The sequence below is a fragment of the Neobacillus drentensis genome, from assembly GCF_036965245.1.
Classification (GTDB): Bacteria; Bacillota; Bacilli; order Bacillales; family Cytobacillaceae; genus Neobacillus; species Neobacillus drentensis_G.
In genome coordinates, this window is record NZ_JBALPG010000068.1 from 25,749 (window position 1) to 39,148 (window position 13,400).

General features: G+C 38.5%; 13 protein-coding genes. 11 read left to right on the plus strand and 2 right to left on the minus strand.

Features of this window, described 5'->3' with window-relative positions; translation table 11 throughout:
- Positions 1–2 precede the first annotated feature (2 nt).
- The 8 genes from V7150_RS15340 (at position 3) to eutM (V7150_RS15380) (ending at position 6,151) form a co-directional block, all read left to right on the plus strand.
- The gene (locus V7150_RS15340; RefSeq protein WP_420490298.1) at positions 3–1,331 is read left to right on the plus strand and encodes a 4Fe-4S dicluster domain-containing protein; all 1,329 of its coding nucleotides are present in this window, start codon (positions 3–5) and stop codon (positions 1,329–1,331) included.
- Between the two features lies 1 nt (position 1,332).
- Positions 1,333–1,881 carry a BMC domain-containing protein gene (locus tag V7150_RS15350; RefSeq protein WP_335519912.1) on the plus strand — a complete coding sequence of 183 codons (549 nt, stop codon included), beginning with the start codon at positions 1,333–1,335 and terminating at the stop codon, positions 1,879–1,881.
- A gap of 33 nt (positions 1,882–1,914) precedes the next feature.
- Positions 1,915–2,574 (plus strand): cupin domain-containing protein, encoded by a 660-nt coding sequence (locus V7150_RS15355; RefSeq protein ID WP_335519915.1) that lies wholly within the window; start codon positions 1,915–1,917, stop codon positions 2,572–2,574.
- A gap of 11 nt (positions 2,575–2,585) precedes the next feature.
- Positions 2,586–3,206 (plus strand): BMC domain-containing protein, encoded by a 621-nt coding sequence (locus V7150_RS15360; RefSeq protein WP_335519917.1) that lies wholly within the window; start codon positions 2,586–2,588, stop codon positions 3,204–3,206.
- 32 nt (positions 3,207–3,238) lie between these two features.
- A complete protein-coding gene (locus tag V7150_RS15365) occupies positions 3,239–4,771 on the plus strand; it encodes an acetaldehyde dehydrogenase (acetylating) (protein ID WP_335519920.1) in 1,533 nt (510 codons plus the stop codon).
- A gap of 39 nt (positions 4,772–4,810) precedes the next feature.
- Positions 4,811–5,428, plus strand: a complete 618-nt coding sequence (locus V7150_RS15370) for a phosphate propanoyltransferase (RefSeq protein WP_335519944.1) — start codon at positions 4,811–4,813, stop codon at positions 5,426–5,428.
- A gap of 20 nt (positions 5,429–5,448) precedes the next feature.
- The gene (gene eutM, locus V7150_RS15375; RefSeq protein ID WP_335519923.1) at positions 5,449–5,751 is read left to right on the plus strand and encodes an ethanolamine utilization microcompartment protein EutM; all 303 of its coding nucleotides are present in this window, start codon (positions 5,449–5,451) and stop codon (positions 5,749–5,751) included.
- 106 nt (positions 5,752–5,857) lie between these two features.
- A complete protein-coding gene (gene eutM / locus V7150_RS15380; protein ID WP_335519925.1) occupies positions 5,858–6,151 on the plus strand; it encodes an ethanolamine utilization microcompartment protein EutM in 294 nt (97 codons plus the stop codon).
- Between the two features lie 220 nt (positions 6,152–6,371).
- Here the strand turns inward: eutM (V7150_RS15380) and brnQ are convergent, their stop codons facing one another.
- A complete protein-coding gene (brnQ, locus tag V7150_RS15385; protein ID WP_335519929.1) occupies positions 6,372–7,718 on the minus strand; it encodes a branched-chain amino acid transport system II carrier protein in 1,347 nt (448 codons plus the stop codon).
- 431 nt (positions 7,719–8,149) lie between these two features.
- A complete protein-coding gene (locus V7150_RS15390; RefSeq protein WP_335519932.1) occupies positions 8,150–9,088 on the minus strand; it encodes a class I SAM-dependent methyltransferase in 939 nt (312 codons plus the stop codon).
- Between the two features lie 121 nt (positions 9,089–9,209).
- Between V7150_RS15390 and V7150_RS15395 the strand changes: the two genes are divergently transcribed.
- The 3 genes from V7150_RS15395 to V7150_RS15405 all read left to right on the plus strand — a co-directional run bounded on the left by V7150_RS15395 (position 9,210) and on the right by V7150_RS15405 (position 12,998).
- Positions 9,210–11,231 (plus strand): LuxR family transcriptional regulator, encoded by a 2,022-nt coding sequence (locus V7150_RS15395; RefSeq protein ID WP_335519935.1) that lies wholly within the window; start codon positions 9,210–9,212, stop codon positions 11,229–11,231.
- A 202-nt stretch (positions 11,232–11,433) separates the two neighbouring features.
- The gene (locus V7150_RS15400; protein WP_335519938.1) at positions 11,434–12,126 is read left to right on the plus strand and encodes a hemerythrin domain-containing protein; all 693 of its coding nucleotides are present in this window, start codon (positions 11,434–11,436) and stop codon (positions 12,124–12,126) included.
- A gap of 5 nt (positions 12,127–12,131) precedes the next feature.
- A complete protein-coding gene (locus V7150_RS15405) occupies positions 12,132–12,998 on the plus strand; it encodes an SDR family oxidoreductase (protein ID WP_335519947.1) in 867 nt (288 codons plus the stop codon).
- Positions 12,999–13,400: the final 402 nt, after the last annotated feature.

A 13,400-nucleotide genomic window follows, 5' to 3' on the forward strand; every position in this document is an offset into this window, starting at 1 on the left:
AATTGAGTCTTCTAGATTTGGTAAAAGAAGCCGGCATAGTCGGAGCAGGAGGGGCTGGATTCCCTACTCATGTAAAACTGGCAGCTAAGGCAGATTATATCCTTCTTAACGGTGCTGAATGTGAACCACTATTAAGAGTGGATCAGCAATTGATGGAGCTATTTCCTGATGAAATCATTAAAGGTTTTGAAGCAGCAGGCAGGCTTGTAGGCGCAAGTAAAGCACTGATAGGAATTAAGAGAAAACATAAAGATGTAGTTTCTATTTTGAAAAATCGGATCGATGCGCTCCAGTTTGATAGTTTCGTAGAGGTTAAAGAGCTAGAGGACTTTTATCCTGCCGGTGATGAACAGGTTTTGGTGTACGAACTGACGGGTAGAGTGGTTCCGGAGGCAGGGATTCCCATTCAGGTTGGCTGCGTAGTGATAAATTCAGAAACAGCGTTAAATATTTATCGAGCTTCCTTAAATATGCCTGTCACGGAAAAATATATCACTGTTGCTGGCGATATACCTAAGCGCTTGACCGTAAAGGTTCCAGTGGGAACACCTATAATCGAGGTGTTAAAGCTCAGCGGTATTGAGAATTTTGCTGAATATGCCGTAATTGATGGCGGTCCAATGATGGGGCCTGTCATGAGTGGGTTAGATGGATATGTTACGAAGAAAACAAAAGGGTTAGTTATTTTAAAAAGGCAGCATTACCTGATTAAAAGAAAAACCCTTAGCCCGGAACAGGCAAGGAGAGTGAATAGAACCTCCTGCGAGCAGTGCCGGATGTGTACTGACATGTGTCCTCGTTACTTGCTTGGTCATAGCATGCAGCCACATAAGATGATGAGAGTTTTGAACTATAGTTTGGAAAATGTGGAAGACCAAAAGATTACCTATCTATGCAGCCAGTGTAATTTGTGTGAGTTGTTCTCATGTCCAATTGGACTATATCCTAAGGCTGCAAACATCAACATAAAACAGAAATTAGCTGAAAAAGGTATTCGATATCATTCGGAGGAGACAGAATTTCATGCTCGGAAAAGCCGTAAATACCGATTGGTTCCTAGTAGGCGTCTGATAGCTAGATTGGGTCTATATAATTTCGATAAACCGGCTCCAATGACAAATATTTCCCTGGAACCAGAGGTGGTATATATAACAAAAAGCCAGCATGTTGGTGCTCCTGCTATTCCAGTTGTTTCTGTGGGTGATCACGTCAGCGCTGGACAGTTGATTGGAAAAATACCTGAAAATAGTTTAGGGGCTGCAATACATGCCAGCATTTCTGGAACGGTAGTGGAAATCGGAAATTCTTTTATAGCAGTAAGGAGGGACTGATATGTCGAACGCAATAGGAATGGTTGAATTTACAAGTATTGCTCGTGGTTACTACGCGGCAGATCAGATGGTAAAGATTTCGGATGTAGAAATAGTCACAGCAGGTTCCTCCTGCCCTGGGAAGTTTATTGCCATTGTTCATGGTGACGTTGCAGCCGTTCAGGATTCAGTAAAGATAGGTGAACGGATGGCTGAAGAATACTTTGTGGATTCTATTATTATACCAAATGTAAGTCCAGAGGTATTTCCCGCCATTACAGGCTCAACCACTCCTGATAGCATTCAGGCGTTGGGAATATTGGAATCTTTTTCAATGGCAACTATGATTTTAGCAGCGGATGCCATTCTTAAGACGGCCAATGTTCAAGCTTTAGAGCTCCGTTTGGGAAATGGAATAGGCGGAAAGGCGTACTTTACCTTTACTGGTGATGTGGCTGCAGTTCAAACGAGTATTGAAGCGGGAAAGGCAATAGCAGAAGAAAAAGGTTTGTTTGTAAATGCAGAGGTAATCCCATCGCCGTCCGATAAACTGATACCATGTCTATTCTAAAAATCTTAACCATTACTGAAAGGAGGTGAGGATATGAAGAATTTGATTTGCGAGAAAGATGTTGAGGATATGGATAAGCAAGGGAAGAAAGTATTTTATATTGATAGAAATACAATTATTACCCCAGCAGCTAAGGATGCGGCTAAAGTTTGTGGCATGGAGTTTTCGTTAGAGGAGCAGATATCTGAAAAAAAATCCCCTGAGCCAGTAATAGCCAGCGGTGGTGAGATCGACAGTAATGTGATCTATGCGGTCCTTAAGGCAATGGTGGATAAAGGACTTTTAAAAGGAATGTTTGATAACGTTCATGTGCCTCCATATCTTGATGAACGCGATAGTGGAGGATTAAAACTAGTTCGCGGTAATTCAGTTAAGTTTGATGTGTTTGATACAGGTAATCCAAATAATAAAGTGTTCTATCAAGAATTGATTAGCAAAGATGATGCCTCGATGAGCGCTGGATTTTTAACAATAGAAAAATCTAGTTTTGAATGGGAATTGTGTTATGAGGAAATAGATTATGTAATAGAAGGTACTTTGACAATAACCATTAATGGAAAAACCTTTACTGCATATCCTGGAGATGTTCTCTATGTTCCGTCAGGCTCTAAGGTAGTTTGGGGTTCTCCTGACAAGGCGAAAGTATTTTATACTACATATCCAGCCAACTGGTCTGACATGATGCCTAGTTAAGGAGTGGTAAAATGCAAGCACTAGGGTTAATTGAAACAAGAGGACTTACTGTAGCGATTGAAAGTGCAGATGCCATGCTTAAGGCGGCAGAGGTTACCCTTATCGAAAAGACTTACGTAGGGGGAGGTCTTGTTTCAATCGCTGTTACCGGTGAGGTATCTGCTGTAATAGCAGCTGTAGAAGCTGGTGCAGGAGCAGTGAGACAAATAAATAGTGCATTACTGATTTCTCAACATGTGATTCCCCGCCCTGATAAGGAGCTGGAAGGGTTGATTGTATCAGTGAACCAGCTTGGAAATTCGGATTTGCCAACAACTGATTCGATTAAAGTTGAACCAGAAGAGGAAGCTGTAGTTGGGGATATAATTGTTGAAGAAAAAAACACAATCTCATTGGATATGAGTGTAGAAGAAATAGAAAAAAAGACGATTGATTATATTGTTCTTGAATACGGTTTACAAGAAGCCTTAGAGTTTCTCGGCAGCCTAAAAGTGACGAAGCTTCGAAATTTAGCACGTGAATATAAGGAGATAGGAATATCTGGAAGAGTGATTTCGAAGGCAGATAAGAAAAAGTTGCTTGCTGAGTTAACTCAATACTATAACCACTTTAATAATAAATTACTTGATTAATAGAATAGGAAAAGGAAAGGGGGAATCAGCTAATGGAGAATTTTGATTATGACTTAAGGTCTATACAAGCAGTAAGAGATCTTGCGAAATTAGGGAAAAGTGCGGCAGATCAAATTGCTGAATATACGGAAGAGCAAATTGATAGGATTTTACGCAATATGGTAAAAATCGCTAAAGAAGATGCTGTCCTTCTTGCTAAAATGGCAGTCGAAGAAACTGGTTTTGGAAAAGTGGAGGACAAGACATATAAAAATCATTTAGCTTCGACTATTTTGTATGAATCTATTAAGGATATTAAGACTATTGGTGTGATTCGAGAAGATGAAGCAGAGAAAGTAATGGATATTGCGGAACCGGTTGGTTTGATTATGGGGATTATCCCTTCAACCAATCCAACCTCAACCGCTATTTATAAATCAATGATTGCCATTAAGTCACGGAATGCGATTGTATTCTCTCCGCATCCATCTGCAGCCAAATGTACATTGAAGGCCGCAGAACTAATGAATAAGGCTGCCGAAGAAGCCGGTGCTCCTGCAAACATTATTGGATGCATTTCATTGCCTACCATGAATGCAACAAATGAGCTGATGAAAAACAAAGAAGTCAAAATGATCATTGCAACTGGCGGACCTGGTCTGGTTAAGGCCTCCTATAGTGCAGGTAAGCCTGCTTTGGGTGTTGGTGCCGGTAACTGTCCGACCTATATTGAGAAAACAGCCAATGTTAAGCAAGCTGTTACCAATATTTTAGCCAGTAAGACCTTTGATTATGGAACCATTTGTGCTTCGGAGCAATCTATCATTGCAGAAGAAAGTAATCGAGATGAGGTAGTGGCTGAGCTCAAAAAGCAGGGCGGCTATTTTATGAGTCTGGAAGAAACGACAAAGGTCTGTAGATTATTGTTTAAGAATGGTCATGCCATGAATGCTAAGTTTGTTGGAAGATCACCACAGGTGATCGCAGCTGCTGCAGGATTTTCTATTCCGGATGAAACCAAGGTTTTAATAGGTGAACAGCAGGGCGTCGGACCTGAATATCCGCTATCATATGAAAAGCTGACAACCGTACTTGCTTTTTATACAGTAAAGGATTGGCAAGAAGCATGTGAACTTTGTATTAAGTTATTACAAAACGGCATTGGCCATAGCATGAGCATTCATACAGAGGATAGAGATATCGTACTGAAGTTTGCCAAGAAACCAGCAGCAAGGATATTAGTTAATACTGGGAGCACACAAGGAGGTACCGGAGCAAGTACTGGACTGATGCCTTCCTTTACACTGGGATGCGGAACATGGGGCGGAAGCTCGGTTTCTGAAAATGTCAGCCCGATACACTTGATAAATATTAAGAGAGTTGCTTACGGATTGAAGGATTGCAGTACATTAGCTTCTGCTGACCCAACATTCAACTATCCTGAACTTTCAGTTAACCACTGTAAAGATCAAATTTGTGCTAGTGGAAATACTTCTTCTTCAAATACTTCAAAGTTCAACGACTCTAATAATGAGCAGCTTTTAAAGCTAATCAATGAGTTAGTGTATGCAATGAAGAGGGGGTAGGCCTAATTGGACAAGCATGAAGCGGTACTGAAACTTTTGATGGAGGCTTTGCAGACTAATCTCACTCCAACAGAAGCGCAAGAGGATACATATGAAATACCTGTCGGAGTTTCTAATCGGCATATTCATTTATCCAAAGAAGATTTAAACAGCCTGTTTGGAGATGGCTATCAAATGGCCAAGTTAAAAGACTTGTCGCAGCCTGGACAGTATGCATGTAAGGAAACGGTAACGATTTGCGGTCCTAAAGGAGCGATTGAAAAGGTTAGAATCCTTGGCCCGGTTCGCAGTAAAACACAGGTAGAAATTCTTGAAGGGGATTGCTATAAGCTTGGTGTGGTAACAGAGCCAAGACTTTCAGGTGATTTACAGGGAACACCGGGAATAACCATAATTGGTCCTAAAGGTTCTGTTCAAACTAAGGAAGGCCTGATTGTTGCACAAAGGCATATACACATGAACCCTGAAGATGCCAAGAATCTAGGTGTTCATGATGGACAGGTCGTGTCTATTGAAATTAACGGACCACGCGGCGGCATTTTCCATAATGTTGCTGTAAGGGCAAATGACGCATCCGCGCTTGAGTGCCATATCGATATAGATGAAGCAAACGCAATGAATGTCAATTCATTAACAAAAATTAGATTAATAAAATAAAACCTTTGGAGGTATGAAAAATGAAATACGATGCATTAGGAATGATCGAAACTAAAGGTCTAGTAGGAGCAGTTGAAGCTGCCGATGCAATGGTGAAAGCAGCAAATGTTAACTTGGTCGGTAAAGAACATGTTGGCGGCGGATTGGTAACTGTAATGGTAAGAGGTGACGTAGGTGCAGTAAAAGCAGCCACTGATGCTGGAGCAGCTGCAGCTCAACGGGTTGGCGAACTAATCTCTGTTCATGTTATCCCACGTCCACACGCTGAAGTTGAAAGTATTCTTCCACAAGTAAGGGTAGTAAAAGAACCTGTAACGGTGTGATTTACACTAAACGTTCAAGGATAAACTGCTGCTGATTAGTTATTGGTAAAAAGTAAAACCTAGGTGGAAAGTAAATTCACAAATAAAAATTTTAGAGGTGTGAAAAATGAAATACGATGCATTAGGAATGATTGAGACAAAAGGTTTAGTAGGATCTATTGAGGCTGCCGATGCAATGCTGAAAGCAGCAAATGTCTACATGGTTGGTAAAGAACTTGTTGGCGGGGGTCTGGTAACAGTAATGGTAAGAGGTGACGTAGGTGCTGTAAAGGCAGCAACTGACGCTGGAGCAGCTGCTGCTCAGCGTGTCGGCGAACTGATTTCAGTTCATGTCATCCCACGTCCACATGCTGAAGTTGAAGGGGTTCTTCCAACATTTGGGTTAGAAAAGAATCTGTAAATAAATAGCTTCGAAATAACTTTTTAGAGAATGGCAGAGGAGAAACCTTTGCCGTTCTTTCATTAATGTCGAAGTGCCATTGAAAGCAGTTATCACTTTTTTATACAATTATAATAAGCTGTACCGATTCCTTATTGAATTAGTACAGCTTAATTTTAATCCTCATTTATTGCTTTAAGAATGCTTACAATCACTCTACAGTTATTTTTGGTATATTCTCCTAATATTTCTTCATATCACCCTTTGGCCAAAAACAGCCTATGATTGCTCCAAATAAAGCGGGTATAATCCAGCCGAGACCAATGTCGTAAAGTGGCAGATAATCCATGTAGAATGCTTTAATAGAATCGAATAATGGGACGGTTGCAGAAGGTAAGTTTGCGACTAATGTGCTGTAGCCGTCGAAAAAACTTACAAAGAATGATAGCAACATGGAAGCTGCATAAACGCTATGTTTATTACTAAATAGTGGTGAGCAAAGCGTTAATAGAATAAGTACAATTGCTAGCGGATATAGTAACATTAATACCGGCACCGCAAATTGAATAATATTGTTTAAGCCGAAGTTTGCGATAGTAAATGAAACGAAAGAGAGTATTAATACAAACCATCTATAACTAATTTTAGGAAATAAATTATGGAAAAATTCACTACAAGATGTAATAAGTCCAATACTTGTTTTTAGACAAGCAAGTACAATAATTATTGCCAGTAAAATCGTTCCGAATGATCCAAAGTAGTGCTGAGCAACTGCTGCAAAAATCTGGCCGCCATTATCAAATGTTCCTATAGCTGATACGCTCGATGACCCCATGTAAGTAATGAGTCCGTAAATTAGCATCATTAAAGCCATCGCGAAAATACCTGATTTCCATGTTGCTTTGGCTATTTCCTTTGTGTTAGTAATGCCTTGTCTCTTAATGGCATTGATGACAACAATACCAAATGCGAGTGATGCTAGGGCATCCATTGTATTATAGCCCTCTTTAAAACCTGTTATGAAAGGTAGCTTAATATAGTCCCCTGAAGGTTCTCCGAAATGACCCATTGGCTTGACTATGGCAGTTACGATTAAAACAAACAGAAAGACTAGAAACGCCGGTGTTAAATATTTTCCAATATAGTCCATAACTTTTGCAGGATGAAGTGAGAAATAGTAAACAATTGCAAAGAATACGAAGCTAAAGAGCCCGAGCCATAAGTTAGAGTATTCTGGATTTATATACGGTTCAAAACCAACTACAAAGGGTACCGTTGCTGTCCGTGGAATGGCGAAAAATGGTCCAATTGTTAAGTAAAGAGCCATTGCAAAGACTAAACCAAAAAACGGATGTACTTTATTGGCTAAATCACGAAGTCCGTTACTTCCGGAAAGACCAATCGCTAATATTCCTAAAAAGGGCAGGCCAATAGCTGTTACTAAAAATCCAATTAATGCTGGCCAAAAGTTTGTTCCAGCAAGTTGTCCTAATTGGATAGGAAAAATCAAATTTCCCGCACCGAAGTACATTCCGAAAAGCATTGTTCCGATGATTACATAAGTAGAAAACGATATTTTTTGCTGCATCTAAATTGCTCCTTCTAGTTGTAATAATCTCGATTGAAAGTCATTTTCTTCTTTTTCTCTTTTTTTATAGAAGTTATTACTCTAACAACTATAAAAAATTGACATAAACATACTCACTATAAATACTTATTAATAACAAGTCAATTGCAATTTTAAGTATTTTTAAAATTTGGCAGGAGAGTCTTAAGATTAGTATATGCATTGTCATCGCGAAACCGCTGTCTTTATTAAAACATGTTGACTGGATACCGATCAAAAAGATGAAATAGACTTTATTATATATTTGGTTCTTAAAAAAATCCTCTTTTAATATTGATAGTAAACTAACTCGTCCAAAGGACAATTTCCCACCTTTATAAAGTATTTTTTAAATCAAGTGAATTCAAAGAGTAAATCAACAATATATTATAACAATACCAATTACCTAATCATTAGGAAGCTTTTACTATTTCTAAAAACACAATTGTACCTGTAGGGTCCATGTAAGTCTTCACGTTGTCTATCTTTTCCTTTGGTAACTTTTCAACTAAGCGAAGAATTTGACTTTCATCTCTATATACCGGCCACCAATCGCAGCATACCTCTAAGTATCCACATAAAAGATGAGTGGGGTGAAAACCTGTTAGAATAAACGCTCCACCTGGTTTTAAATAATTGAAAAGATTTTGGATAAGCTCTTCAGCTGTAGTATCCTTTACATTGTTAAGAAGACCGTTAGACCAAATAAAGTTGAATGGTTGAAATGCTTTTAGAATTTTCGTGAAATTCATAAAAGTGATATGGTGTGTTTTTATGCCTCTAAGCCCAAATTCTTTATTGATACGAAACAGGGCATCTTCATCCCAATCCAAAGCATGTATTGAACTTAAAAATAACTGGGAATCAAACTTTTTATTTGGAATTTCACGTAGATTGCCGGAGGGAATAGATAAGAAATGGGAATTCTTCTTATGGCATAATACGTAATCTATTTTTCTCTCGATCATATTACGAGCATTACGGATTCCTATACAGCTAGAGAGGGACATGAGGCTATTAAATAGATTCTTACCACGAGCGGTTTCATATCCTGTAAACGGAGTTTGAACCAATCCATCAACTGAATAAATAAAATCCATTAGAACGGAGTCACCGTTGTCTTTTGATTTGAAAAGCGCATGTTGTGTAAAAGGTTCTTGAATAATAAAATCTCGGAGGGGATGATCGAGATACATATCTTTAATAAATCGAACCCAATCGTTATGGGAGGTCCTTTCTCGCAGAAGATTTAATCCCTGACAAAATTGTATAAAGGTTAAGACATCATCCTGTTGGGAATAAAATTGATTTAAAGTATGATCAAGAATTAATGAGGGATTGTAGTTTGTCATAAGTCTCAACTCCCTTTTAAGAAATGGATGATATCACTATATAGGAAAAAATAGGATTTGTGTAGGTCCTTAAGTATACTTGAAGTATATCTTATCAATTCATTACTTACTGGAGGTTATGATGAGTAGCTTTGGTGAAGAGATTCGAAGATTAGAAGAAAGTTTTTTTGTCGGGCGAAAAATGGAATTGATTATCTTCCGTAATTTCGTATACAACAAAGAAAATAAAGAACGTATCCTAAATATCAGTGGCACAGGAGGAATTGGTAAAAGCTCTTTGCTCGATCAGTTTCGGCGAATTTGCGACCAAGAGGGAATTCCTTTTTTTCTCTTGGATTGCTTAGATTTTACCAAGACTCCGCAAGGATTTGCCTTACGATTGCTCGCTATGTTAAATACACAAGTCCCAGAGGAATGGAGTGAGAGCAAGTTATTAGAGGAAGCGGTGAGACAACTCAATAAACGAGCTCAAACTGGTCGTTTAGTTTTTGCTATAGATACCTATGAAGAAATGAACGAGCTTGATGATTGGTTACGACATTCCTTTTTAGTTGAATTATCCATTAATATATTGATTGTTTTGTCTGGCCGCTTTCCCTTAAAAGGGGGCTGGGTGTTGTCACCGGCTTGGAGAAGATTCGTTAAATTTATGCCATTGTCACCATTTGACTATGAAACATGCAAGCAGTATACATCTATATTTGGGGACTATAATGATAGCTTTGTAAGAAAGTCATATTTTATCACTAAGGGGCACCCTCTTACGTTATCCCTTTTCATGGGCTTAAATGAATTGGATGGATTGAAGGGGGAACAAGAACCAGAATTTCTAATGTGGAATGAAACCTTTAAAGAAATTGCTGGACAGTGGCTGCGTGAAATCACTGATTCTACATTAATGGAGTTGTTGGAAGCTGTAACAATGGTCCGTGTATTTAACCATGAAATTCTCGAGAATATTCTTGGAAAAGAGATAAGCAACGAGGAGTTTGAAAATCTCATCCATCTCTCCTTTGTTCGAAAAAGTGAACGTGGGTGGTATTTGCATCAGGTTCTCCGAAAAGCTCTCTATCAGGATTTCAGACTTAAAAAGCCTAATATTTATAATCAGCTCTGGCAGCGAAGCGTTAAATACCACTACGGTCTTTTTTCCTCTCGACATCATTCTATAGAAGAAAGAAATCTTTTCCTTTTAGATTTTATCTATATTGTAGGGGATCCTGGTTTTCGGGCCATGTTTTATGATGATGCGATTGATCAAACCTATTATATTGAAACGGTTAACAAGGATAATTTACAGGAAGCAGAACAGTATTTTAAGGATGTCCTTTCAAATCATCAAGATTATATCCAAGAGATGTACGATCCAGTAACAAATGAAAGACATATATATAATATTCCGAAAGCTGTAAATGAAAAATGGTTTACTTCGATTAAACTTTCCGAAGTGATTCTACTGGGAAGTGAAGTCGTCAGGTTACTTAAAAATGAAAAGCACGAAGCGGTGGGTATTTTTGTATACATTCCCATTCATAGAGGTTCTCTTCAGTTTCTGCAACAAAACCAGATTACTCAGTCTTATTTCCGCACCCTTTCTAAACAGGAGAGGGATAAGTTGAATGTACCACCAGAGTCACCGGCAGGGTGGTTTCAATATTTGATCGATTTTTCAAAGGATGGCAGTTCAGCGGCCAGATTCATGTTCTTTCAAACATATCTTTCCTACTATTTGAAAGGCGGAATAATGGTGTACACTGCTCCGATGAAATATAACCAGGAAGCAGTCAAAGGGGTAGGTTATGTTGAAATACCTGGAACTACCCATTTTGGTTTTGGTCTTCAATTTCCTGCACCGGTATTTGTGCTCGATTTTAGAGAGGATAAAGAGATGAAGAAGTTTGTTGAGAATCTTTATCAGTCAACGGAAGACAATAATGAAGCTTCATCTCTTGATGCAATATTATCAGGACTAACTCCCCGTGAACGCGAAATAGCCCTTTTAACAAGAACTTGTTCGTCTAATCTAGAAATAGCCAAGAAGCTTTACTTATCAGAAATCACTGTAAAAAAGAATCTTAGTCGTATTTATGAGAAACTTGACCTAAAGGGCAAAACAGAATTGGTCAAAAAATTAATGAGCTAATTAATCCATTATTAACACTTTAGACTAAAGGTCTTCAGTGTTTTTATTTTTTGATACCAAAATATACGCTTGAATATACCTCCGTATAATTACCGTCTTCCTTTTTCGTCTCTATAATGAAACTATACTACGAACAAGGAGTGAAGTAAGGCAAGGTGATCGAAAGCTTTTTAAATAAAACAAAACCAAAGGAGAGTTGAACATGTTTAATCGTTTTGATCTGTATGCTCCAGTCCACAAGGGGATTCGCTTAGCATTAAGTGGTTTATGCCATCAGGCAGGTTCGGTTGATAGTTCTGATGACGAGGGAGTGAAATCATTTGTCGAGGAATTTAGGCGGGTAGCAATTATTCTAGAAGCCCATTCGAGAGATGAGGATGCAAATATTAATGAATCATATGAAAAATTTGCACCTGAGACATTGCATCAATTGGAGGATGAACACGGTGCATTAGAACATTATCTTGAGCAGCTTATTGAACTAGTGGATCAGTTACAATTGAAAGAACAAAATCCAATAGAGCATCAAAAGATCTGGTGGCATATTGGTAAAGATCTGAACAGTTTTACAGCAGATTACTTTATCCACCTTCAAAGCGAAGAGGGACCAGGCATGAAGGCATTATGGGAGAATCTGACGGATGACCAATTGAAGGTCATCTCAATAAATATTCGTTCCTCTATTCCACCACAAACAATGTCGATATTTATGCACTATATGATACCAGCGATCAGTCATCAGGAGCGATTAGAGATGTTTAGCGATATGAAAAGATTTGCACCTAAAGAAGCGTACGAAGGTATGTTAGGTTTAGCGAAGTCTCGGTTGGATCAAAAAAGCTGGGCACAGCTGCAAACAGCACTAGAAGAAATCAATCCGGAAGAGGTTAAGTGATAAGTATGAATATTCTTGTTATCGGAGGTACAGGTACTGTAGGCAGTCAGCTGGTTTCGGAGCTTTTAAATCGCAAAGCATCCGTCCGTATCCTTACTAGAGATCAAAGCAAAAATCAGCATAAGAATATGAACTTGGAATGGATCCAAGGGGATTTGGAGGTACCTGAAAGCCTAGAGAGGACATTTGATCAATTGGATGCAGCGTTTCTCTTAACCGGTTTGGCTAAGACAGAAACAATCCAAGGAGTAACAGCTGTTAAGGCTGCTAGAAAAGCTGGTGTACCCAAAATTGTATACTTATCTGCTCCTATGAATGAAAATATGTTACACATCCCTCATATAAGAAGTAAAATCAGGATTGAAGAGGAGATTAAGAGGTCGGGCATGGATTATACGATATTACGACCGAATAATTTCTTTCAGAATGATTACTTGTTTCATGATGCAATACTTCAGGATAGGATATATCCTCAACCGCTCGGTTCAGTTGGATTGAATCGAGTCGATGTAGAAGATATCGCCTATGCAGCGGCAAATGCACTCCTTCTCAACGGATATGAGGGAAAGGAATATCCTATTTATGGATCCGAAGTATTAACAGGGGAAGCAATCGCCGAAACTTACAGTCGTATAACTGGGACTACGGTTCGTTATATTGGAGATAATCTGGATGAATGGTATCAACATGCTATTACAATGATGCCAGAATGGCTTGCTCAAGATTTTCGTGTTATGTATGAATGTTTCCAAAATTTTGGCTGTCTGGGAACAGACCAAGACTTCATACTCCAAAAGCAATTGCTACAACGTGAGCCCAAATCATTTGAAGTTTTCGTAGCAGAAACCGTTTCACGTTGGAAAAATGAATGAATTTCTTAAATTTTTGACTTATAATCATGAAGAATTTTGCGGACCTTTTTTCTACAAAACAAAAAAAGGGGTTTACTTTCAGGGTGCTTTACTTAAATAGTGTTGCTATGTTGTCTCAAGTAGGATTAGACCGTATTTAAGATAAGGGATGGTCTTTCCAAAAAGTGTGGCTGTTTGGAAGATGAGTCTCATATGAAAGAAATTAATATATAGAGTAATAATCGAATACTCTGGATAGGTTCCAGAGTAATTCAGAGTGTAGACAAAAGGCAAACGAATGGTCCAATCGTTTGCTTTTTGTCTTTTTTAGTTTATTAAGTTCTTTAATCGGACTTCTTAATGGATCACGATTCATGTGTGGTTTTTCTTTTATTACTAATTACCTTTTGATAGGTAATCAAA

What these genes read in the sequence shown, in the direction of transcription:
- V7150_RS15350 (WP_335519912.1), top strand. Translation starts at nt 1,333, where the DNA reads ATGTCGAACGCAATAGGAATGGTTGAATTTACAAGTATTGCTCGTGGT.
- V7150_RS15355 (WP_335519915.1), top strand. Translation starts at nt 1,915, where the DNA reads ATGAAGAATTTGATTTGCGAGAAAGATGTTGAGGATATGGATAAGCAA.
- V7150_RS15360 (WP_335519917.1), top strand. Translation starts at nt 2,586, where the DNA reads ATGCAAGCACTAGGGTTAATTGAAACAAGAGGACTTACTGTAGCGATT.
- V7150_RS15365 (WP_335519920.1), top strand. Translation starts at nt 3,239, where the DNA reads ATGGAGAATTTTGATTATGACTTAAGGTCTATACAAGCAGTAAGAGAT.
- V7150_RS15370 (WP_335519944.1), top strand. Translation starts at nt 4,811, where the DNA reads ATGGAGGCTTTGCAGACTAATCTCACTCCAACAGAAGCGCAAGAGGAT.
- eutM (WP_335519923.1), top strand. Translation starts at nt 5,449, where the DNA reads ATGAAATACGATGCATTAGGAATGATCGAAACTAAAGGTCTAGTAGGA.
- eutM (WP_335519925.1), top strand. Translation starts at nt 5,858, where the DNA reads ATGAAATACGATGCATTAGGAATGATTGAGACAAAAGGTTTAGTAGGA.
- brnQ (WP_335519929.1), bottom strand. Translation starts at nt 7,718, where the DNA reads ATGCAGCAAAAAATATCGTTTTCTACTTATGTAATCATCGGAACAATG.
- V7150_RS15390 (WP_335519932.1), bottom strand. Translation starts at nt 9,088, where the DNA reads ATGACAAACTACAATCCCTCATTAATTCTTGATCATACTTTAAATCAA.
- V7150_RS15395 (WP_335519935.1), top strand. Translation starts at nt 9,210, where the DNA reads ATGAGTAGCTTTGGTGAAGAGATTCGAAGATTAGAAGAAAGTTTTTTT.
- V7150_RS15400 (WP_335519938.1), top strand. Translation starts at nt 11,434, where the DNA reads ATGTTTAATCGTTTTGATCTGTATGCTCCAGTCCACAAGGGGATTCGC.
- V7150_RS15405 (WP_335519947.1), top strand. Translation starts at nt 12,132, where the DNA reads ATGAATATTCTTGTTATCGGAGGTACAGGTACTGTAGGCAGTCAGCTG.